Raw genomic sequence first — 23229 nt, 5'->3', positions numbered from 1 at the left:
AAAAGAAAACAAGAAGAATGAAAAAACTATTTTTTATACTTATTTTATTTTGTGTAAAAATTACTGCCCAAGTTCAGTTTGTAACAAGTGTCAGCAAAAACAATTTGGGTATAAACGAACGTTTACGAATTGATTTTACAATGAATGATGATGGAGATAACTTTGATCCTCCAGCATTTGATGGTTTCCGAATTATAGGAGGTCCCAATCAATCCGTTAGTTATTCGTGGATTAACGGAAGAAAATCCTATGAAAAAACGTATTCCTATTTTCTTCAACCTACAAAAAAGGGAACTTTCCTTATAAAAGGAGCTTCTGTTGAAATAAATGGACAAATATATAAATCTAATTCTGTTAAAGTTATTATAGGTAATGCAGTCCAAGAAGAACGAGATCCTTACGATCCTTACGGAGGAAATAGCCCTTATTATCAACAACAACGCCAACAAACACCTCCTTCATCCGCTATGGGTAAAGAAGGAGTGCATTTAGTAGCCGAAATTTCTAACAATAATCCGTATCTCAATGAACCTATTACGGTAGTTTATAAAATTTATGTAAGTCACCGTTCAGGAGTTGGAGGTTGGCAGGAAACACAAAATCCTAAATACAATAATTTTTGGAGTCAAAATATAGACATCAAACAATTAAAAGTAGAAGAAGGAAAATTTAAAGGCGAAATGTATCGTTATGCTGTATTGCGTAAAACGGTTCTTTACCCTCAAAAATCAGGTAAATTAATAATAGAACCCTTAACTTTAGACGTAGAAGTAGAGGTCCCATCAGGAGAGGTTGATTTTTTTGGTCGTCCAGTTATGACTATGGGACATAAAAAAGTTTCAGCAGGAGCAAAAACAATTATAGTTAAACCTCTTCCTGAAGCAGGAAAATCAACTGATTTTACAGGAGCAGTAGGGGATTTTGAATTTAAAGTAATTCCTTCTAAAACCAGCGTAAAAGCAGGTGAATCAATTGATCTAAAAATAATCGTTTCAGGAAAAGGAAATTTAAAACTATTTACATTACCTAAACCTATAGTACCCTCTTCATTAGAAATGTATGATCCACAACACCAAGAAAGTGTACAAACATCACTTTCAGGTATGACTGGAAACATTCAAGATACTTATACCATTATTCCACAAAGTGAGGGGAAATATTTAATAAAACCGATGACTTTTACGTATTTTGATTTGAATACAAAACATTATAAATCAATTACTTCAAAAGAAATTACACTATTTGTAGAAAAAGGAAATGTTTTAGTAAACAATACAGTTAGTACAAATAAATCTAAAGTAACGGCAACTTCTACTTTTGGATTTATAAAAACAAAGACTAATTTAGAACCAAAAACGTCTTCGGATTTCTTAGGATCAAGTTTATTTTATAGCTTATTATTTGCGCCTTTTTTAGCTATTCCACTTATCATAATTTTACGTCGTAAAAGAAAAGAACGTAATGCGGACATTTTAGGGAATAAGATTAAATTATCAAATAAGTTAGCTAAAAGATATTTGTCTGAAGCCCAAAAACAATTAGGAAATAAAGAACCTTTTTATATTGCTTTAGAACGTGCGTTGCATAATTTCTTAAAAGCCAAACTACATATTGAAACATCAGACATGAGTAAAGATAAAATTTGCGAATTATTAATTCAGAAGAAAGCAAACAAAGATACTGTGAATCAGTTTATAGGATTAATAGAAAGTTGTGAATTTGCTCGATATGCACCTTCAACAAATACAAGTATTCAAAATGATTACAATCTCGCAATAAGTATTGTTTCTGATTTAGAAAAGCAGATAGTTTAAATACAAAAAGAATAAAAAGAAATTAAAAAATAAACACTGTAATTACACCTTATTTAGTGTCTTTTGTGTTTTAGTGATTGAATAAAATGAAAAAAATATTCTACATATTATTATTCCTTTCTCAATTTATTTGGGCAAATGATTTATTTGAAAAAGGTAATGATTGCTATCAAAAAGGAAAATACCAAGAAGCAATCCAATCCTATGAAAGTATTTTAGCTCAAGGAAAAGAATCAGCAGAAATATATTTCAATCTAGGGAATTGCTATTACAAATTAAATAGAGTAGCACCAGCTGTTTTTAATTTTGAAAAAGCTTTGTTATTGAACCCTAATGATATAGAAATACAAAATAACTTAGCATTTGCTAAAAAAATGGTAATTGATGATATTCAAGAAGTACCACAGGTTGGCTTTTCAAAAATCATAATAGATTTAACCTCCGTTTTTCATTATGATACTTGGGCTTGGGTATCTATTGTTGTAGCTTTCTGTATGCTAATTTGTTTTATAATCTATTATTATTCCTATGAAACCATTTTAAAAAGAATTTTCTTCGCCGGAATTTTATGTAGCCTATGTTTAGTTTTGTTAAGTCTTTTTGCTGGTTTTTATGAACAAAGTCGTTTAGAAAAAGAAAAACCAGCGATCGTTTTTGTTGATGTAGTCAATGTAAAAAGTGAACCTAATGCAGTTGCGGCTAATGCTTTTGTCCTACATGCAGGAACAAAAGTAAATATTATAGATCATTTAGATAATTATTACAAAATTCAAATAGCTGATTTAAAAGAGGGATGGTTAAATAAAAGTGCCATAAGAAAAATTAAAAAATAAATTCACTTTCTGTTTCATTCAATTAAAAGAAAAAATGCTGTAGAAGATGTTTTATACCATTTAAACTTTGAAATTCCCTTATAATACTATTTTTTCAACCTTGAGACTGCCCAAAAAGTTCGTAATCTTTCATTTCGATCAAAGGGAGAAATTACATAATATTGATTATGAGACTCCTCCTTACCGGAGAGACAAACTGCATGTATGTTGATTTATTACTTTTTGGACAGCCTCTTCAAAAAAAGTCTTTATAATCACTTTATACTTGCTAAAACCTCTTTTACTAAAGCATTTAGATCAATATGACCATGACCCAGACGTACAATTACCATATCATGAGAAGGTATAATGAATACCCGTTGTCCTTGAAATCCATCTGCATAATAAATGTTTTTAGGACAGTCAGGTAGAACACCACTAGCATTTAGCCAAAATTGAGCACCGTATTCATTATTAGAAGTAGGAGTAGGAGTAGCAACATAACTAGACCAGCTAGGTTCAAATAATTGTTCACCATTCCAATTCCCTTTATGTAAGTATAACAAACCAAACTTAGACCAATCACGCGCGTTGGCCCAAGCATAAGAAGATCCTATATAATGACCCGATAAATCTGTTTCAACAATCATTGAGTGCATACCAATTTTATCAATTAAAGCACCATACCAAAAATCTAAATACTCTTGATGTGTTTTAAATTGACTGCGAATAATTCCAGAAAGTAAATTAGTTGTACCAGAAGAGTAGTTCCAACTAGCATTAGGTTTGCCTACCAAAGGTTTTTTAATTTGAGATTTTGTCATATCACTTTCTTGAAACAGCATTTTCGTAGCATCTGATAGTTTATCATAATTTTCATCCCATTCTAAACCTGAGTTCATTTGTAATAAGTTATGGATGGTAATGTTTTTGCGCGCATCATTCTTCCATTCAGCAACAGGAGCAGGTTGATTAATATTTAATTTACCTTGTTTTTGAAGAATACCAAATAGTGTTCCTGTAATACTTTTAGTCATAGACCAACCTAGTAATCTTGAATCTTTTGTGAAATTAGGAGCGTATTTTTCAGAAATAATTTGATCCTTATAAACTACAAGTACCGCGCGAGTACATCTTTTTCCTTTTTTATTAGGTTCAAAAGCTTGAGAAACCGCTTTATCTAATCGGTTGTAGTCAATATTTGTAAAAACAGATTTTAAAGGTTCTCCATCTCCATAAGGAAAAGGAATATTTTTATTAATTGTAAAAATTCTTTTAGGAACCAAATAAGGCATATTTGGATCATAGTCGTCATTTACTAATACAGCACCTAAACCTTCTCTATATACAGCTTTTCGTTTTTTTAATCCGTATACAGAAGCCTCGGCAAACTTAAACTTATCATTAATTTCATTTTTTGCTAAATCAATCAAATTAATATCATTATCTGTTTTTTCAATAAGAGAAAGAGGACGATTATCTAAAAAATGACCAGAGGCAACACTTTTTGCAGAAAAACCAGAAATCAAGTCTAATTTTGGATAGTTTTGAAATAATAAGATACCTATAACACCTATAAAAAATAAGCTGATAATCCCAAATATTTTCTTCATAGTATATAAATTTTAAGTTAAAGAGGATGCAAAAAAATATCTTACCTCTTCCTAATAAGTGTATTTTTTATGATAGGTTATTATGAATAAAAAAATACTTACTGCAAGATAAAGTTTTTTATAATTTTAAAAAAATATATCTACTTCTTCTTCATATTAAGGATAAAGAATATCCTTTACAACCAAGTAGTATTTTTATATTGAATTTGTTTCAACAAAGATTGTTTTTAACTAAAAAAGAATTTTGTCTTTTCTTTTATAAAATTCATCTTTAGTATTCACCCTTATTAAAACGTAATAAATAGAATAAAGCTTTAAAAAATATTTTTTATTCGTCAGATACCTTCATTTCGTGATATTTAAAGAAAATAAAAAGTAAAAAATATAACACTTTAAATACTAGAAAAATATGCTTTAAGATGCCAGTTATTATAGTTTAAAAGCATATTATTGAATTTGTATAGAAACACTTTAATAGAAGATCAAATAAAGAAAGTTTTTGAAAACTTTGATAAAATATCCTAACTAATTAACTAATTTTGCTTTTAGATTTTTTTTGAATAATATGTTTGATATCCAAAAAGTTAGAGAAGATTTTCCTATTTTAAAACAAAAAGTAAATGGAAAACCCTTAATATATTTTGATAACGGAGCAACTGCTCAAAAGCCCAAAGTAGTTATAGATGCTATTTCAAAGTACTATAACGAAATTAATGCTAATATTCATCGTGGGGTACATACGTTGAGTCAGTTAGCAACTGATGCCTATGAAGAATCTCGAAACAAAATCCAATCACATCTTAATGCAAAACATAATTATGAAGTTATTTTTACATCAGGAACCACACAAGGAATTAATTTAGTAGCCAATGGTTTTACAACGTTATTAAATGAAAAAGATGAGGTAATGGTGTCTGCATTAGAGCATCATAGCAATATAGTGCCTTGGCAAATGTTGTGTGAGCGTACAGGAGCAAAATTAGTTGTGATTCCAATAAATGAAAAAGGAGAGTTAATTCTATCGGAATTTGATAAACTACTCTCTGAGAATACTAAAATAGTTTCAGTTAATCATATTTCAAATGCTTTAGGAACAATAAATCCTATTGAATATATTATTGAAAAAGCACATCAAGTAGGAGCCGCTGTTTTAATAGATGGAGCACAAGCAACTCCCCATTTAAAACCAGATGTACAAAACTTAAATTGTGATTTTTATGTTTTTTCTGGACATAAAATTTGTGGACCAACAGGAGTAGGTATCTTATACGGAAAAGAAGAGTGGCTAAATAAATTACCACCCTATATGGGGGGAGGCGAAATGATAAAAGAAGTAACGTTTGAAAAAACAACGTATGCTGAATTACCCCACAAATTTGAGGCAGGAACACCTAATATAGCAGATGGAATTGTTTTAGGTACTGCTATTGATTATCTAAACCAACTAGGTTTTGAAAATATTCAAAAACAAGAAAAACAACTTTTAGTGTATGCAACTGAAAAATTATTAGAGATAGAGGGACTGAAAATATTTGGAACTTCAGAAAATAAAACCTCCGTAATTTCTTTTAATATTAAAGGCATTCATCCATACGATATTGGCACAATTATAGATAAATTAGGTATAGCCGTTCGCACAGGCCATCACTGTACACAACCGATTATGAATTTTTTTCAAATCCCAGGTACTGTAAGAGCAAGTTTCTCCTTTTATAATACAAAAGAAGAAATAGATGTCTTTGTAGAAGCTGTAAAAAAAGCAAAAATGATGTTATCTTAAATAATTATACAGATGAAAAAAAATGCACTCACTCTATTTTCGGTTTTTGTTTTATTAGTTTCCTGTAAATGCAAACAAACAACCTTACCCCAGGCAGAATCAACTCTTGTGAAAAATGAAAAAAACAAAGAAAAAGAGTCAATAAAACCAGTTGAAGAGGGAAGAACGGATAAACAAGAAAAAGGAATGTTTGTAGAATATGTAGCAAATACAAGAGGTTATCATTTAAGAATTAAATTAACCCCAAACTCTTTAAGTTATACCGAAAATCGTGATGCAGATGATTTTAAATCAGTAGATCTAACAGCCCAACAAATAGATGAATTACAAACTTTGTTAAATCAAATTAATTTGAAAGCGTTAGACAAGCTGAAAGCACCTACTGAATTACGTTATCATGATGGAGCGGCACACGCAGATATGAAGATAAAAAAAGAAGATCAAGAATATCAATCAGCTGGCTTTGATCATGGACACCCACCTGTAGAAATTGAAAAATTTGTATCCAAATTAATTTCTTACATAAAACAAGAATAATTAACAGAAATAAATTCTATCAAGAATGACCATAGAAGAAATTCAAAATGAAATTGTAGATGAGTTTTCAATGTTTGATGATTGGATGCAACGCTATGAATACATAATCGAACTAGGAAAATCATTACCCCTAATTGAAGAACAATACAAAACAGAGGAAAATATCATCAAAGGATGTCAATCTAAAGTTTGGGTTTATGCTGAAGAAAAAGAAGGAAATATTGTTTTTACAGCTGATAGTGATGCTATTCTAACAAAAGGAATTATTGGAATATTAATAAGGACATTTTCTAATCAACCAGCACAAGCTATTCTAGATGCCAAAACAGATTTTATAGACGAAATAGGTTTAAAAGAACATTTATCACCTACAAGAGCTAACGGTTTAGTATCTATGATAAAACAAATAAAAATGTATGCTTTGGCTTTTTTAAGCAAAAAGTAATTTTTTAAAATATTATACTAGTAAATATAAGTTAAGAATGTAGAAAATAAAAAAAAATAGCAAAATTTAACTTATAAAGTAAAAAGTAATAATATGTATAAAATCATAAAAAAATAAAGGCTAAAATTATAAGAAAAAGAGAATTTAAAAACTTAAACGACTTATAAGATCTAAAAAAATATGGAAGAATTTAATGATAATATAAATTTAGGAGAAGAAGTAGTAAAAGTATTAAAACGAATTTATGATCCTGAAATACCTGTAGATATTTACGAATTAGGCTTAATTTATGATGTTTTTGTAAATGAGGACATGGATGTGAAAATTTTAATGACATTAACCTCCCCCAATTGTCCTGTGGCAGAAACACTTCCTAATGAAGTAAAAGAAAAAATAGAAAAACTAGAAGCAGTTAAATCATGTGAAGTAGAAATTACTTTTGATCCACCTTGGAGCAAAGATTTAATGAGTGAAGAAGCAAAATTAGAATTAGGAATGCTTTAATGAAAAAACAAATTTTTCAGTTGCAGTATACAGTTTTGCAATGACTGAAAATTAGAGATTGCAACTAAATATGGAAGAAATTATAAATAAAGTAACGAATAGTTCTTTAGAAGTATTTGATCTAGAGGATTTTTATCCTAGTGGAATAAGAACGGCTGTTGATATTAAACAATGGCTCATAGATGGATTTTTGTTAAAAGAAAAAGATTTTAGACAAGCTTTAAAAAATCATGATTGGTCACAATATAAAGATCATTATTGCGCCATTTATTGTAGTTCAGATGCTATTTTGCCAACTTGGGCACCTATACTAATAGCTTCTTATTTAGACAAATACGCCAAAAAAACTATCCTCGGAAATAAAGAAGATATTGAGGTTAATGTATATATAGAAGAAATTCTACGAATAGATTTCAGTAAATACCTTGATAAACCAGTAATTTTGAAGGGTTGCTCAAAAAAACCAGTCCCGAAAGAAGCATACATCATGGCCATCACACAACTACAAAAAGTAGCAAAAAGTGTAATGTTTGGAGAAGCTTGTTCAGCGGTTCCGATTTTTAAGAGAACTAAATAAAAATTTACATCATGAAAAAATCACTTTTATGCTTGGCATTATTAATCTGCCAAACTTTGCTTAACGCACAAACAATTGAAGGAGAATTAATAAAAAGAACTTCTGAAACTGAAAAAAAAGCACAAGATACTACCAATGTAGGTTGGAAAAGAGGAGGTAATTTCAATTTTTTATTTAACCAATCAGCCTTTAATGATAAATGGAGAGCTGGAGGAACTTCTAATATAGCAGGAAATATAAATATCAATTATGATTTTAATTATAAATCAAAAGATCTAATTTGGGATAATAAAATCATAGCTGCTTATGGATTGACAAAACTTAAAGACGCTGATGTTCGCAAGTCAGACGACCGATTATTATACAATTCAGTACTAGGAAAAAGAGCAAAAGGATATTGGTTTTACTCAGCTTTCTTAGATTTTAAGACACAAATGGACTCTGGTTTTGATACAAATGGTAATAAAATATCGCACTTCTTCTCTCCAGCTTATTTACAGTTAGGTCCTGGTATGATGTGGAAAAAACATGAAAATTTTAAATTCAATATAGCTCCTGCAACAGCTCGTTTAGTAGTAGTTCATTCTCATTTTACTCAAAACGGAAGCTCTTTTGGAGTTGAACAAGGAAAATCCACTCGTTTTGAATTTGGTGCTGGTCTACAAGCATATTACAAATTTAAACTAATGGATAATGTTACCTGGGAAAATATTTTAAACCTGTATTCTAATTATTTAGATAAACCACAAAATGTAGATATTGATTATCAAGCAAATTTAGTAATGAAAATCAATAAATACATATCTACTAATTTAGCTTTTCAAGCAATTTATGATGATAATGCTGTGGGAGCCTTTCAAATTAGAGAAGTATTTGGTCTAGGTTTTAATTACGGATTTTAATTAAATATTAAATTAATTTTTTTTAAAATACACATATATTCCTATCTATAATTCAAGAAAAACATTACAAAAAGAATAATTTAGAACAACTACCAAAAAAAACATAAGAATAACCAGACTGTCATTCTTGTCTTTTAAATAGTACACTAAATTTAAAACATTTACTTTTTGTAATGTTTTTTTAAATTATTTACCACTATTTTTTAAGAATAAATATTTAATAAAAAAATATTTGTCAAATCCTCCTTTTTAAAATAAGATAAACTATTTTTCGCTCCTTTCCTAAAAAAAACATTTATAAAGAGAATTTCTAAAAATAGAAACAGATACAAATAAAGAATCAAAAGAAGAAACTAAAAAAGACCTGTTTTTCTTATTTTTGTAAGAAATTAGAATTTTATAAAATGAAAATTTTTGTTACAGGTATAGGAACAGACGTAGGTAAAACAATTGCATCAGCTATTATCACACAGGCTTTAGAAGCAGATTATTGGAAACCTATTCAAGCAGGAGATTTAGATAATTCAGATAGTCATAAAATAAAAAAAAGAGTAAAAAATACCAGACTTACCATTCACCCTAATGCTTACGCATTAAATACGCCTGCTAGTCCACATTTAGCTGCAACAATTGATAATCTTACCATAGATTTAAAAAAAATTATAGAACCTACAACAGACAATCATTTAGTAATTGAAGGAGCGGGAGGGATTTTAGTTCCACTAAATGAAACAGACTGCGTTGTAGACCTTATTCAACCTGATTATAAAGTAGTAATTGTTTCTAGACATTATTTAGGAAGCATTAATCATACTTTAATGACTTTAGAATTACTAAAAAATAGAAATATAAAAGTATCCGGAATTATCTTTTCAGGAGATGAAAATACATCAACAGAAAATATTATTCTTCATAAATCGGGTATAAAATATATAGGACGTATAGATAATGAACCCTATTTTGACGAAAACGTTATCTCATATTATGCTGAAAAATTTAGAGAAAAATTATTGGAACTTTAAAAGCTCTAAAAAAAATAATAAATCCTTAATTTCCTTTAGTTAAAAAAAACAGTTTTATGACTTTATCTGAAAAAGATCAATTATATAATTGGCATCCTTATACACAACATCAAACAATAGGTATACTACCTGCTATAGTAAAAGGAAAAGAAGCTTTGTTATGGGATGAAAAAAATAAAGAATATATAGATGCTATTGCTTCATGGTGGGTAAATCCTTTTGGACATTCAAATGAGTTTATCGCTAAAGCCATTTACGATCAATTAACTACTTTAGAACACGTTTTATTTGGTGGTTTTACACATAATAAAGCAGTACAATTAGCAGAAAAATTAATTGAAATACTACCAATAAATCAAAAAAAATTTTTTTATTCGGACAATGGGTCAACGGCAGTTGAGGTGGCAATAAAAGCTTCATTTCAATACTTTTTTAACAAAGGGATAAAAAAAGATACGATAATAGCCTTTGAAGAAGCTTTTCATGGCGATACCTTCGGCGCTATGGCTGTAAGTGGGATAGGTTTGTTTACAGAAGCTTTTCAAGACTCACTAATCAATGTTATCCGAATTCCCGTTCCAACAAAAGGAAACGAAGAAATTACAAAAAAAACACTTCAAAAAGCTTTAAAAGAAAATCAAGTAGCCGCATTTATTTTTGAACCGTTGGTTTTAGGAGCTGCGGGTATGATAATGTATGAAGCCTTTATTTTAGATGAATTAATTACAATTTGTAAATCCAATTCAGTTTTTACTATTGCTGATGAAGTGATGACAGGATTTGGAAAAACAGGACGCTTTTTTGCATGTAATTATCTCAAAGAAAATCCCGATATGATGTGTATGTCTAAAGCATTAACAGGAGGTACAATTCCTATGGCCATTACTTCCTTTACAGAATCTATTTTTAATGGTTTTAAAAATGAATCTATTAATCATGCGTTTTTTCATGGACATACTTTTACAGCTAATCCAACAGGTTGTGCAGCTGCTTTAGCCAGTATTGAACTATTACAAAGAGATGAAACACAAAAAAATATTGATAGAATTCATCAAAAACATTTAGCCTTTCAGATAAAAATGAATTTGAATCCAAAGGTTAAAACTACTCGCGTAATAGGAGTGATTTTTGCTTTGGAAATTATAACAGATGAAGAAATTTCATACTATGGAACCATTCGTAATAAGCTATATAACTTTTTTATAGAAAAAGGAATTATACTTCGTCCTGTAGGGAACACAGTCTATATATTACCCCCTTATATTATAACAGATCAGCAGTTAAAAAAAATATATGATACAATTGAAGAAGCACTCTTAATACTTTAATATCATTTGAATAAAAATAAATCGTTAAAAAACTTGTAAACTTATCTTAAAAAGAATTGTAAGCTTATCTAGGTTTAAAAAATGTCGTAAATTTAGCAAGATTCATAAAGTCAAAAGAATTTTATAATAAAATTCTTTTTATAAATGTAGCTCTCTATATTCAGGACAAAAGAATACTTTTAAAAATTCAAAGTTATTTTTATCCGTAATAAATTTATGTTGTTAAAATAAAAAAAGTATATCATTAATTGAATTAACAATAAAAAGTAAATCAATAATAGATAAAATACGATCTGAGAAAAAAACAAGAAAGACAGTGTACTTTGTCGGTTTTTATTTGTCTTTTATCGATTATTTTTAAAGATAAATATTAATGCTTTTTTAAAAAAGATTTACCTTTGTTTTTAATGTTGAATAGTATGACCAAACTTAAACATCAAATTTATCTTGGGGATTTTGATCAAGTAGATTATGACCTACTTGCTATTCATACTACTTTAGAAGATTATCGGTTAGCTTATAAGATTAATCAGAATTTAGAGATTTTGCTTTCCAAGAACGAGGATGAAATTCCAGTCGAAATTAACAAACAATTAGCTACTTTTTCTAGATTCACATACGAAGATGATGAAGCAATGATGACCTGGGATTTAATACAAAATAAGCAAGAAATAGAATTTCCCCCTTCAGATATTGTAAATTCATTATTTCAAGAAAATAGTATTACAACTCAAGTAAATTTGGTAACAGATTTAAAAAAAGTTGATTTTGTATTAAAAATTGAACACGACGAACAGATAGAGTTAAAAGAAATAATTTATAAGTTGAATAAAATTGATTTGATTTCTGCAGTTTATGAAGTAAACCCAAATGAAATTAAATCTAAGAATAATTTGATATTTTAAGAATGCGTACACAAAAAAAAACAAAGATAGTAGCAACTCTAGGCCCAGCCTGTAGTTCTAAGGAAGTGATTAAAAAGATGATGGATGCTGGAGTTGATGTATTTCGTATCAATTTTTCCCATGCAGACTATGCAGATGTTGCAGAGCGTATACGTATTATTCGGGAATTAAACGAAGAATACGGTTATACAACCGCTATATTAGCTGATTTACAAGGGCCAAAACTACGTGTAGGCGTAATGAAAGAAGATGTGGTTGTAAATGAGGGAGATCTGGTTACTTTTCAAACAATAGAAGATGTGCCAGGAACACCTGATAATATATATATGACCTATAAAGCATTTCCTAAAGATGTAAATCCTGGAGAACGTATTTTATTAGATGATGGAAAGCTTATATTTGAAGCAATATCAAGTAATGTTGAAACAAGTAGAGTTGTTTGTAAAGTAATTCAAGGAGGGCCATTAAAATCTAAAAAAGGAGTTAATTTACCCAATACAAAAGTATCATTACCAGCCCTTACCGAAAAAGATATTCGTGATGCACTATTTGCAATTGAAAGTAAAGTTGATTGGATTGCGTTATCTTTTGTAAGAACACCAGAAGATCTTAAAGATCTCAAAGAATTAATAGAAGAAAATTCAGATCACAAAATCCCAGTTATTGCCAAGATAGAAAAACCAGAAGCAATTGAAAATCTAGATAAGCTAGTGGCTCATTGTGATGGTTTTATGGTAGCGCGTGGTGATTTAGGGGTAGAAATGCCCGCACATGAAGTTCCATTAATTCAAAAAAAATTAATTAACCGTGCCAAATTGGCTCGTATTCCTGTAATTGTAGCAACCCAAATGATGGAAACCATGATTACAAGTCTTACTCCTACTCGTGCAGAGGTAAATGATGTCGCTAATTCAGTAATGGATGGAGCAGATGCAGTAATGCTGTCAGGTGAAACCTCAGTAGGTAATTATCCAATACAAGTAATTGAAAAAATGACCCAAATTATTGAGGCAGTCGAAGATTCACCACTAATTCATGTGCCTCAAAAACAACCACAAGTAAAAACCAATCGCTTTATAACAAAACACATTTGTTATCACGCAGCTATTTTAGCTGGAGATATAGGAGCCAAAGCTATTACTACACTAACAAATAGTGGTTATACTGCCTTTCAAGTTTCTGCATGGAGACCCAATGCACATGTTCTAGTCTTTACATCCAACCCTCGTATTTTAACTCAGTTAAATTTATTGTGGGGAGTTCATGCGTTTATGTATGATAAATTTGTAAGTACAGATGATACAATAGATGATATTAATGAAATAGCAGAAGAAAAAGGATTTGTAAGGCCAGGAGATATTTTGGTAAACTTAGCAGCCATGCCAGTTGTAGCAAAAGGAATGGTAAATACATTAAGAATTTCTGAAATAGAATAAAAAGAATTAAAAATCAAACCGTAGCTGAATCACTACGGTTTTTTTTATTTCTGTATTTAAATTAGAAAGAGAAATACCTAATAAACGAACAGAGTCTTTCATACGATCTTGATAAAGAAGCTCTTTAGCTACCTCTAACAATACATCTCGATCGGAAACAAAATAAGGAAGTGTTTTGCTTCTGGTTTGTTGACTAAAATCAGAATATTTTATTTTAAGTGTTATGGTTTTACCAGATAATTTATGCTTTTGAAGTCTTTTAGCTAATTCATCAGCAATACGTTCTAATTTTTCCTCCATAAAAATTTCAGAGGTTAAATTGGTATAAAAAGTATGCTCCGCTGCAACAGATTTAGAGGCTCGATTAGGTTTTACAGGATTGTTTGAAATTCCTCTAACAAGATGATAATAATGAGTACCACTTTTTCCAAAATGTTCTTCTAAATATTCTATTGTTTTAGATTTTAGATCTAGACCAGTATAAATCCCTAACATATACATCTTTTCAGTAGTTACCTTTCCAATACCATAAAATTTTTTAATATCTAAACTCTCCAAAAAATGAATTACATCATCAGGATGAATCGTTTTTTGACCATTTGGTTTATTATAATCAGATGCTATTTTGGCTACAAATTTATTGATAGAAATTCCCGCTGAAGCAGTCAAACCAACTTCTTCAAATATACGTTGTCTGATTTCAGAAGCTATAAGAGTTGCGCTAGGATTGTTTTTTTTGTTTTGGGTTACATCTAAATAGGCCTCGTCTAAAGATAGAGGTTCTACTAGATCAGTATACTCATAAAATATTTTTCTAATTTTCAGAGAAATCTCTCTATATCGTTCAAAACGAGGTTTTACAAAAATTAACTCAGGACATAAACGTTTAGCCTGTATACCAGTCATAGCACTTCGTACACCAAATTTTCTAGCTTCATAACTAGCAGCAGATACAACACCTCTAATTTCACTGCCTCCCACAGCTATAGGAAGACCTATTAGTTCAGGATGATCCTTTTGTTCAACGGACGCATAAAAGGCATCCATATCTATATGAATTATTTTACGAATAAGGCTTTCCATATTGCAAAATTACTAATGTTTCTGCAAAAGTTAATAGCTTTAAAAAACTTAGAGTATCTTCGCTTGGTTATTTAAAAAAGATCGTATGATTGAGATAGAACGTAAATTTTTAGTTACAAATAATCAATTTTTGGAAGAAAGCAAGTCTAATAATAGAATTGTACAAGGTTATTTGAGTTCGGTTGCTGAACGAACAGTTAGAGTACGAATAAAAGATGAAAAAGGATATATTACTGTAAAAGGAGCTAGTAGCACTACTGGAGCTTCTAGACTAGAATGGGAAAAAGAGATTTATTTGAACGAAGCTGAACTGCTTTTGCCTCTTTGTGAAAAGGGAATTATAGAAAAAATACGTTATGAAGTTCCTTTTGGAAAACACCTCTTTGAAGTAGATGTTTTTTTAGGCTTAAATCAAGGTCTTGTTTTAGCAGAAATAGAGCTGCAGACAGAAAATGAGTTTTTTGATAGACCTTCATGGCTAGGTTTAGAAGTTACCTCAGATATGCGTTTTTACAATGCCTATTTAAGTAGACATCCTTATAGCGAATGGGATATAAAAATTTAATTTTTTTCTTTTTTTAGAGCTATTTCAATTTTTACAGGCATTTCTCCTCCTCCTTTTCCTTTAGCCAAATGATGAAAGGCTTTGTGAGATAAGTCTATTTCACGATTGCGAATATGAGGACCACGGTCATTTATCTTTACGATTATTTTGCGACCATTTTTTAAATTGGTTACCCTAACTCTTGTTCCAAATGGTAGTTTTCGGTGGGCAGCAGTTAATTTATGATTATAAAAACGCTCGCCACTAGCTGTTCTCCTCCCGTTAAAACGATTGGCATAATAAGAGGCGTGTCCTTTGCTTTTGTAAAGTTTGAAGTTGTAAAGACCTTCCTCTACGGATAAACTGTCTAAAATAAGGGGTAAAGAATCTTTTTTGATCGTGTCAGGGACGATTTTAATAGGCTCAAAACTGGTTGAATCAAATTTTTTAAATGAAAATTTTGATGTTAGAAGTATAGCTAGTAGTGTAGAAACACCCATTAAAATACGGTTGATCATAGTTTTTTCTTTTAATCATTTTGTATAATAGGATAAAAAAATAAGCCCATTAAAAGGGCTTACTGTTTTTTATGATAACCAAGATGACCATGGTATACGAGATAGAATTAGGATAAGTCCAATACTGTATAAAATAGCTATTTTTTTGAATTTATCATGACTTGTTTCCATTTTTTTATGTTTTGACCATCCAATGGTTACACATACTATAGCAATTAGATTTATTAAAGGATGCTCCATAGAAGTAAGTCTTAAAGCGGCTTCTTTCATATTAAAACCTGATAAGCCCATTGGAGAAACAAAGTATAAAATAATTCCTACTAAAAATTGAATATGGGTACCAATTAAACCAAATAAAGCAATTTTTCTGTCTTTAGCTGTAAATTCTCTATTAGAGGAATTACCTAAAAAACTATTAATAATAGCAAAAACTAATAAAGCTAAGGCTACATAAGCCCATCCTGAGTGAAATTTTTGTATGAAATTGTGCATTTTAAATGTTTTGGTTTAAACAAATATAAATAAAAAATGATAAATAGAAAAATATAGTGAATGTTTGTGTTTGTATGAAAAGAACTACAATCTTATTTAGATTGTAGTTCTTCATTCAATTTTCTTTCTAATTCTGCTTGAAATTCTTCCATTACTGGTTTTACAGTACTTTCTGGTAAATCAGCAATTCGGATGTACATGAGTCCATCAATGGCATTGTTGAACAAAGGATCTACATTAAAGGCAACTACTCGAGCATTTTGTTTGATGTATTTTTTGATTAGAACAGGTAAACGTAAATTACCAGGTTCTACTTCGTCTATGATCTTATCAAATTTATTCAAATCAGACTCTGCTTCGTTAAATACAAAATCCTTATCAGCATCTTTTAATTTTACCTTGTATTCTTTTTTAGGATGAATATATTGAGCAATATAAGGATCGTAAAAATTAGATTTCATAAATTCAATCATCAATGATTTTGAAAACTCTGAAAATTGATTACTAATACTTACTCCACCTATTAAAAATTTATGTTCAGGGTGTCTTAGTGTAGTGTGTACAATACCTTTCCATAATAAGAATAAAGGCATTGGTTTTTGCTGATATTCACTACATATAAAGGCACGTCCCATTTCGATGGATTTACTCATCATATCGTACAGTTCGGGTTCAAAACGGAAAAGATTTTGTAAGTAGAAACCGTTTATTCCGTATTTAGCAAATATTCTAGATCCTAAACCCATACGGTAAGCGCCTGCAATTTGTTTGGTATCATCATCCCATAAAAACATGTGGTGGTAGTAGTTGTCAAACTCGTCTAAGTCAATAGATTCATTAGTACCTTCACCAACGGCTCTAAAGGTAATTTCTCGTAAACGACCTATTTCATGTAAGATATTAGGAATTTCACTAGCTTCTGTTAAGAATACTTCATAATTTTTACTTTGGAGCAATCGAGCCTCTTTTTTTCTAAGTTTGGCTACTTCTTCAATCATTTTTTCTTGATTAGCTCCTGTTACAATTGCTTTTGCGGGTTTTGAAGTAGGTTTTAGAATAGGTGCTTCAAAAAGTTTTTTTTCTTCGGCAAAAGCATTTGCTAACATATATGTTTTTTTGCGTAAAAAATCTGTATAATCTTCTAAGGTTGTATACTCATTTTGTTCCGCTACTGAAATTGGTTTTCCTATACGAACTTTTATTACACGATCTTTTTGAGTAAGTAATTCAGAAGGAAGTTTTGCAGTTCGCAAAGTACTACTTAGTTTTGATAAGAAGTAAAATAATTTACTGTTTTTGGCATGAAAATAAATAGGTACCACAGGAACTTGTGCTTTTCTAATAACTTTAATAGCTCCTTCTTCCCATTCTTTGTCCACTATGAGTTTTCCGTCTTTGTAAGTAGAAACTTCACCAGCTGGAAACATACCTAAAGGTTTTCCATCGCTTAAATGGCGAAAAGTTTCTTTTAAACCAATTACACTCGACTTAGCATCCTTATGGTTTTCAAAAGGATTTACGGGCATGATATATGGCTTTAATGGCTCTATACGATGTAATAAGAAATTAGCGATAATCTTAAAATTAGGCTCGCGTTCAAGCATTAATTTTAAAAGTAATATTCCATCTATGCCTCCTAGCGGGTGGTTAGAAATGGTAATATAAGGACCTTCTTTAGGTAATCTTTTTAGATCTTCTTCGGGAATCTCAAATTTAATTTGGAATTCGTCCAAAATTGCATTCAAGAACTCAACATCTGATAGATGTTTATTCCTGTCATAAATTTTATTTAATGTTGATATTTGAAGTGCTTTCATTAACAACCAACCCGAAAAGGTCCCAATAGGGCCATAATTATCAGTTTTAATTGCTTTGGCTACTTCTTTGGCAGTGACTAAACCCATTTATATTTACGATTAATGCAAGTTGCAAATATAGCAAAAGTCGTATAATATGTAATGGTTTAACAATGAATCATTTATTTTTTTATTAAATATATTCTGATTTGTTTGATATTCAAATGTTTGTTAATTGTTTAAAAAAAATAGTCGAGACTCTTAAAATATTCTATACTTTTGAAAAAATCAATTATACCATCAGTAATACAATAATGGTATTCATAATTAGTGATTTAGTTTTAATTTTTAATTTGGTTTGATGAAAATTATATCATATAACGTAAATGGTATTCGTGCTGCCATTACAAAAGGTTTTTTAGAATGGTTACAAGCAGCAAATCCCGATGTAATATGTTTACAAGAGATCAAAGCTACTCAAGATCAAATTCCTGTAATGGATATTGAATTAGCGGGTTATCCTTACCAGTATTATTTTCCTGCAGAAAAAAAAGGATATAGCGGAGTAGCTATTCTCTCCAAAATAGAACCTAAAAAAGTTGTGTACGGAACGGGTATAGAACACATGGATAAGGAAGGACGAAATCTAAGATTAGATTTTGATGATTGTTCTGTTATGAGTTTATATTTGCCTTCTGGTACGAATATAGATAGATTAGAACACAAGTTTATGTATATGGATGATTTTTATAATTACATAAATCAACTAAAAAAAGAAGTACCTAATCTTGTAATTTGTGGTGATTATAATATTTGTCATGAAGCCATTGACATACATGATCCCATAAGAAATGCAAAGGTTTCTGGTTTTTTACCAGAAGAACGAGCATGGTTGGATAAATTTATAAAATCAGGATTTATAGATAGTTTCCGTTTTTTTAATACGGATCCGCATCATTACAGCTGGTGGAGTTATCGTGCTAATGCACGTGCTAATAATAAGGGTTGGAGAATTGATTATTGCTTGGTGCATGAACCTTTGCAAAATAAAATGAAAAGAGCCTATATTTTGCCAGAAGCAAAACATTCTGATCATTGTCCAGTGTGTGTAGAATTTTAATAATCCCAAATGTTTTGAATTATGATAAAAAGAACTTCTATAGGCTTACTTTTACTCGCCTTAAGTACTTCCTCTTGTGTTTCCAAGAAAATATATACTGATTTAGAAAATAAGTTTGCTGAACTAAAAAAAGAACGCAATGCTTTAGCTGATGAAAATGAGTTACTTAAATCTGGTAAAAGCCAGGCCAATCTAGATTTAGCAAAAGTAAAATCTGAATTAGAAAAAATAAAAGCAGAACGTGATAAGTTAGCAGCCGATTATAGTGCTACTTCTAATAATCTGACTACGTTACAAAATTCGTATAATGCTTTAGAAAAAAATAGCGACGATGCTTTAAAAGCAAATATGGACAAAAACAGAGAATTATTAGCACAATTAGAAGCAAAAGAAAAAGCTCTGGCTGCTGAAAAAGCTCGTTTGGATAAATTAAGTAAAGAATTTAAGGATCGTTCAGATCGTGTAACAGAACTTGAAAATTTAGTAGAAGCTAAAGAAGCTTCTATGAAAAAATTAAGAGAAACATTAGCTAAATCTTTAAAAGCTTTTGAAGGAAAAGGACTTGTGATCCACCAGAAAGATGGGAAAGTTTATGTTTCTATGGAAAATAAATTACTATTTGAATCAGGAAGCTGGACAGTAGGAACAGAAGGAAAAAAAGCAGTTGATTTAGTCTCAAAAGTTTTAGCTGATAATCCAGATATTTCAATCTTAATAGAAGGACATACTGATAATGATAAAATAACAGGAACATTAGGAGGAGGAGTTGAAAACAACTGGGATTTATCTACCAAACGCGCCACAGCCATCGTAAATTTGTTGTCAGCTAATCCGAAGATTAAAAAAGAAAACTTAACAGCTGCTGGACGTAGCGAATATAGCCCATTGGTATCAAATGAATCGACAGACGGTAAAGCTAAAAATCGCCGTATTGAAATCATTTTGACACCTAAGCTAGATGAGTTGACAAAAGCATTAAATGAGTTGTAACTAAAATTTTGAATAAAGAGACTGTCCAAAAAGTTCGCAATTTTGTTCATTTCGACCAAAGGGAGAAATTATATAATATTGATTATGAGACTCCTCCTTACGTAGTGACAAACTGGATGTTGATTTATTACTTTTTGGACAGCCTTTTTTAAATTTTATAACACACCTTTTAGGTTAAATAAATTAAAAATTTCATAGATGAAATATATCAAATTGCCTCACACTGAATTAGAAGTAAGTGATATTTGTTTAGGAACGATGACTTTTGGTAATCAAAATTCAGAATCAGAGGCACATATTCAAATGGATTATGCTTTTGAAAGAGGAATTAATTTTTTTGATACTGCCGAAATGTACCCAATAGGAGGAAATGCACAGCTATTTGGTAATACAGAACGTTATATTGGGAGTTGGTTCAAAAAAAAAGGGAAGCGCGATCAAGTTATTTTAGCAACCAAAATTGCAGGACCTAACAGAGGGTTAGATTATATTCGTCAACCATTAGATTTTTCAAAAAAAAGTTTGCATGAAGCAGTTGATTTAAGCTTGAAAAATTTGCAAACAGATTATATAGACCTTTACCAAATGCACTGGCCAGAAAGAGTTATGAATATGTTTGGTAAAAGAGGTATGACCGAAATTGATAACCAATGGAAAGACTCTATTTTTGAAATATTAACCATTTTTGATGGCTTGATAAAAGAAGGAAAAATTAGAAACATAGGTGTTTCTAATGAAAATCCTTGGGGCGTTATGCGTTATCTTATAGAAGCAGAAAAACATAATTTGCCTAGAATAGCCAGTATACAAAATCCTTATTCCTTATTAAATAGACTTTTTGAAGTAGGACTTTCAGAAATTTGTATGCGTGAAAATTTAGCTTTATTAGCTTATTCACCATTAGCCTTTGGATTCCTTACTGGTAAGTATTTACAAGGGACTCCTGTTGATTCGCGAATGGGAAAATTTCCTAACTTTATTCGTTATACTAACGAAAACTGTTATAAGGTAACTCCTAAATACCAAGAATTGGCGCATAGTTTAGGACTTACTTTAACAGAGTTATCTATAGCCTTTGTGCATCATCAACCTTTTGTAACTTCTACCATAATAGGAGCAACTTCATTAGATCAATTAGAAGAAAACATCAATGCTTTTGAGGTTCGACTTACTGATGAGGTAATAAAAGAGGTTAATAAAATACAAGAATTACATCCTAATCCAGCACCATAAAAAGGGTGTGTAAATCATTAAGGCTATCCCAAAAAAGTATTTAAAGTATCAATTAAAAAAGATTTATTCTAATTTTTTTTGACTCAATAAAAGTGTTATAGTATTTGGGATAGCCTTTTTACAAAATTACAAATTACTGATTATTTTATCTTTAGGATATTTAACAATATAACGTATTCGTATTTTTTGAATTTCGTTAGGTTTTAATTGAAGATCCCATGTTAAAATCCCCGTTTCTGGGTTTACTTTTGCTCCATTTCTTTCTGTAAGTTCAATTTCTATTTCTTTGTCAGTTGAAAGAGGGTATTGATCTTTTAGAAGCATATAAATAGTCTCTTTTTTATTGTTTTTAATGACGATGTCATAGGTAAATGTTTGTTCTTTTTTAGAAGATAAAAAACGTATACCTGATTGCTCCATTACTTTTTCTCTTTTAATAGATACCTTTTTGTCTCGTCCCATACTTAGGTTAAGTGTATCTGATGTTTGATTCGGATTAATAAAAGTTTTTCCGACATATAAACCTTCAAAAATAATATTTGCCTCGCCTGCTAACAGGTTGTATTTTGTATAATCTTTTATTTCGGCCATTAAAAAAGCTTCTTTTTCTATTTTTGGTGCAGCATAGTATTTAAACGAAGCAGGTATTTTAAAATCTTTTAGCGAAACACTATGAGCTTTACCATTAGATAAAATGTCATACGGAATGTCTATTTCAAAAGAAGTTTGTAATTGATTTTCTACAATATTTGTGTAATTGCTTATAGAAGAAGGAGCGGCTTGAGCTGATTCCGCGTCTATTGTATTTATTTGTACATCTGCTATTCTACTTTGTAATTGATTCATGACTCCTTTTTTTTGTTGAGATCCATAATTAGGATATCCATAGGTAAGAAACCAGCTATTTAAGATTGGTGCCTGATTATTTTGATTGGGATTTCCAGAAGATAATGTAAGTTTTATTTTTTTCCAATCAAGTCCAGTATTTTGATAAACTTGTGCTTTGTAAATCAAGTTAATATTATCTTTTATGTTTTCTGTACGAAGATCATAAAAAGGAATCCAACTAGCATTGGGTGTTATATATGAAATTTCTAGAGGAATATTTCCGGCAGAAGTATTCATAAGTTGTAAAACCAATTTACCTGTTGTGGTTTTTTCGTTTTTTAAATTGTTGGTTTCAAGTTTAGTATTCAAATGATTTAATCGTTCGAGTAACTTTTTTTCTCTTTCTTCAAGAACATTGATGGTGTTACTAGTTTCGGTTCGTTTTAATTTGTAATACTCAACCATTTTGGAAAGTTCTAGAACACTTAAACCTGAATTTTGACCAAAAACTTGTTGGTTTTTATCTAAAAGCTCAATTGTTTTTTGTTCTGAAATTCGAATGTTTGTTACTTTATTTAGTTCTTTTTTTAGTAAAGAGATACTATCTTTTACTCTTTTTATTTCAGGAGAATTTTCATTTGTATCGTACTCGGAAATATAATCATTAGTAAATTGTATAGATAGAATAGTAACGTGAGATGGGGTGCTTATTTGAATTGAATTTTCATTTAAATAATTCGCTACGTTTTTAACCACGACCTCATGAGTACCATTGGTTAAAGGAATATTAGCTTGTTGTATTATTTCAGCTGAATTAAAATAAACTGTTGCTTCTTTTATTTTTGCTTGGGTAAAAATAGGATTTTGTGCCCAAGCAAAAGCAGAAGTCAATAAAATGAATTTTATAAGAATCTTTTGCATAATATGAAAGTTTATACTTTATAAGAGTA

General features: G+C 30.0%; 22 protein-coding genes. 16 read left to right on the top strand and 6 right to left on the bottom strand.

Annotated elements, in window-relative coordinates; all coding sequences use genetic code 11:
* Window positions 1-17 precede the first annotated feature (17 nt).
* Window positions 18-1814: a BatD family protein gene (locus tag ACUXZJ_RS02150; protein ID WP_060381490.1), complete on the top strand. Its 1797-nt coding sequence runs from the start codon at window positions 18-20 to the stop codon at window positions 1812-1814.
* A gap of 86 nt (window positions 1815-1900) precedes the next feature.
* Window positions 1901-2647 (top strand): tetratricopeptide repeat protein, encoded by a 747-nt coding sequence (locus ACUXZJ_RS02145; RefSeq protein ID WP_060381491.1) that lies wholly within the window; start codon window positions 1901-1903, stop codon window positions 2645-2647.
* A 254-nt stretch (window positions 2648-2901) separates the two neighbouring features.
* Here ACUXZJ_RS02145 and ACUXZJ_RS02140 read toward each other — a convergent pair whose 3' ends face one another.
* On the bottom strand, window positions 2902-4239 hold the full coding sequence (locus ACUXZJ_RS02140; protein ID WP_063743361.1) for a serine hydrolase domain-containing protein: 1338 nt from the start codon (window positions 4237-4239) through the stop codon (window positions 2902-2904).
* A gap of 565 nt (window positions 4240-4804) precedes the next feature.
* Between ACUXZJ_RS02140 and ACUXZJ_RS02135 the strand changes: the two genes are divergently transcribed.
* The 10 genes from ACUXZJ_RS02135 to pyk all read left to right on the top strand — a co-directional run bounded on the left by ACUXZJ_RS02135 (window position 4805) and on the right by pyk (window position 13675).
* Window positions 4805-6019: an aminotransferase class V-fold PLP-dependent enzyme gene (locus tag ACUXZJ_RS02135; RefSeq protein WP_060381493.1), complete on the top strand. Its 1215-nt coding sequence runs from the start codon at window positions 4805-4807 to the stop codon at window positions 6017-6019.
* 12 nt (window positions 6020-6031) lie between these two features.
* Window positions 6032-6556, top strand: a complete 525-nt coding sequence (locus tag ACUXZJ_RS02130) for a hypothetical protein (RefSeq protein WP_063743359.1) — start codon at window positions 6032-6034, stop codon at window positions 6554-6556.
* Window positions 6557-6581: 25 nt separating this feature from the next.
* Entirely contained in the window at window positions 6582-7001 is a 420-nt protein-coding gene (locus ACUXZJ_RS02125; protein WP_060381495.1) for a SufE family protein, read from the top strand.
* A 180-nt stretch (window positions 7002-7181) separates the two neighbouring features.
* Window positions 7182-7505, top strand: coding sequence for an SUF system Fe-S cluster assembly protein (locus tag ACUXZJ_RS02120; protein ID WP_014166706.1), 324 nt, complete (start codon window positions 7182-7184; stop codon window positions 7503-7505).
* Window positions 7506-7575: 70 nt separating this feature from the next.
* Window positions 7576-8082, top strand: coding sequence for a DUF2480 family protein (locus tag ACUXZJ_RS02115; protein ID WP_060381496.1), 507 nt, complete (start codon window positions 7576-7578; stop codon window positions 8080-8082).
* An 11-nt stretch (window positions 8083-8093) separates the two neighbouring features.
* Window positions 8094-8984, top strand: coding sequence for a DUF3078 domain-containing protein (locus ACUXZJ_RS02110; RefSeq protein ID WP_060381497.1), 891 nt, complete (start codon window positions 8094-8096; stop codon window positions 8982-8984).
* A gap of 404 nt (window positions 8985-9388) precedes the next feature.
* Window positions 9389-10006, top strand: a complete 618-nt coding sequence (bioD, locus tag ACUXZJ_RS02105) for a dethiobiotin synthase (protein WP_060381498.1) — start codon at window positions 9389-9391, stop codon at window positions 10004-10006.
* A 56-nt stretch (window positions 10007-10062) separates the two neighbouring features.
* Window positions 10063-11334, top strand: coding sequence for an adenosylmethionine--8-amino-7-oxononanoate transaminase (gene bioA / locus ACUXZJ_RS02100; RefSeq protein WP_060381499.1), 1272 nt, complete (start codon window positions 10063-10065; stop codon window positions 11332-11334).
* A gap of 419 nt (window positions 11335-11753) precedes the next feature.
* Window positions 11754-12239 carry an IPExxxVDY family protein gene (locus tag ACUXZJ_RS02095; RefSeq protein WP_354018157.1) on the top strand — a complete coding sequence of 162 codons (486 nt, stop codon included), beginning with the start codon at window positions 11754-11756 and terminating at the stop codon, window positions 12237-12239.
* A 2-nt stretch (window positions 12240-12241) separates the two neighbouring features.
* The gene (pyk, locus tag ACUXZJ_RS02090; protein ID WP_060381501.1) at window positions 12242-13675 is read left to right on the top strand and encodes a pyruvate kinase; all 1434 of its coding nucleotides are present in this window, start codon (window positions 12242-12244) and stop codon (window positions 13673-13675) included.
* A 6-nt stretch (window positions 13676-13681) separates the two neighbouring features.
* Here the strand turns inward: pyk and dinB are convergent, their stop codons facing one another.
* Window positions 13682-14758: a DNA polymerase IV gene (gene dinB / locus ACUXZJ_RS02085; RefSeq protein ID WP_063743356.1), complete on the bottom strand. Its 1077-nt coding sequence runs from the start codon at window positions 14756-14758 to the stop codon at window positions 13682-13684.
* 85 nt (window positions 14759-14843) lie between these two features.
* Between dinB and ACUXZJ_RS02080 the strand changes: the two genes are divergently transcribed.
* The gene (locus ACUXZJ_RS02080) at window positions 14844-15323 is read left to right on the top strand and encodes a CYTH domain-containing protein (RefSeq protein WP_060381503.1); all 480 of its coding nucleotides are present in this window, start codon (window positions 14844-14846) and stop codon (window positions 15321-15323) included.
* On the opposite strand, the gene ACUXZJ_RS02075 is transcribed toward ACUXZJ_RS02080, so the two are convergent.
* The 3 genes from ACUXZJ_RS02075 to ACUXZJ_RS02065 all read right to left on the bottom strand — a co-directional run bounded on the left by ACUXZJ_RS02075 (window position 15320) and on the right by ACUXZJ_RS02065 (window position 18216).
* Window positions 15320-15820 (bottom strand): septal ring lytic transglycosylase RlpA family protein, encoded by a 501-nt coding sequence (locus ACUXZJ_RS02075; protein WP_081078369.1) that lies wholly within the window; start codon window positions 15818-15820, stop codon window positions 15320-15322. The two genes, ACUXZJ_RS02080 and ACUXZJ_RS02075, sit on opposite strands and share 4 nt — an antisense overlap.
* Before the next feature lie 69 nt (window positions 15821-15889).
* Window positions 15890-16312: a hypothetical protein gene (locus ACUXZJ_RS02070; RefSeq protein ID WP_060381504.1), complete on the bottom strand. Its 423-nt coding sequence runs from the start codon at window positions 16310-16312 to the stop codon at window positions 15890-15892.
* A gap of 92 nt (window positions 16313-16404) precedes the next feature.
* Window positions 16405-18216 (bottom strand): GNAT family N-acyltransferase, encoded by a 1812-nt coding sequence (locus ACUXZJ_RS02065; protein ID WP_060381505.1) that lies wholly within the window; start codon window positions 18214-18216, stop codon window positions 16405-16407.
* A 253-nt stretch (window positions 18217-18469) separates the two neighbouring features.
* On the opposite strand from ACUXZJ_RS02065, the gene ACUXZJ_RS02060 reads away from it, so the two are divergent.
* The 3 genes from ACUXZJ_RS02060 (at window position 18470) to ACUXZJ_RS02050 (ending at window position 21451) form a co-directional block, all read left to right on the top strand.
* Window positions 18470-19228 carry an exodeoxyribonuclease III gene (locus ACUXZJ_RS02060; RefSeq protein ID WP_063743354.1) on the top strand — a complete coding sequence of 253 codons (759 nt, stop codon included), beginning with the start codon at window positions 18470-18472 and terminating at the stop codon, window positions 19226-19228.
* A 21-nt stretch (window positions 19229-19249) separates the two neighbouring features.
* Window positions 19250-20218, top strand: coding sequence for an OmpA family protein (locus ACUXZJ_RS02055; protein WP_060381507.1), 969 nt, complete (start codon window positions 19250-19252; stop codon window positions 20216-20218).
* 198 nt (window positions 20219-20416) lie between these two features.
* Entirely contained in the window at window positions 20417-21451 is a 1035-nt protein-coding gene (locus tag ACUXZJ_RS02050; protein WP_060381508.1) for an aldo/keto reductase, read from the top strand.
* Between the two features lie 126 nt (window positions 21452-21577).
* Here ACUXZJ_RS02050 and ACUXZJ_RS02045 read toward each other — a convergent pair whose 3' ends face one another.
* Window positions 21578-23200 carry a DUF4139 domain-containing protein gene (locus ACUXZJ_RS02045; protein ID WP_060381509.1) on the bottom strand — a complete coding sequence of 541 codons (1623 nt, stop codon included), beginning with the start codon at window positions 23198-23200 and terminating at the stop codon, window positions 21578-21580.
* Between the last annotated feature and the right edge of the window lie 29 nt (window positions 23201-23229).

Source organism: Flavobacterium sp. TN-1, from assembly GCF_052828645.1.
Note: the sequence above shows the minus strand (reverse complement) of the source record. Positions and strands in the feature narration are given on the sequence as shown.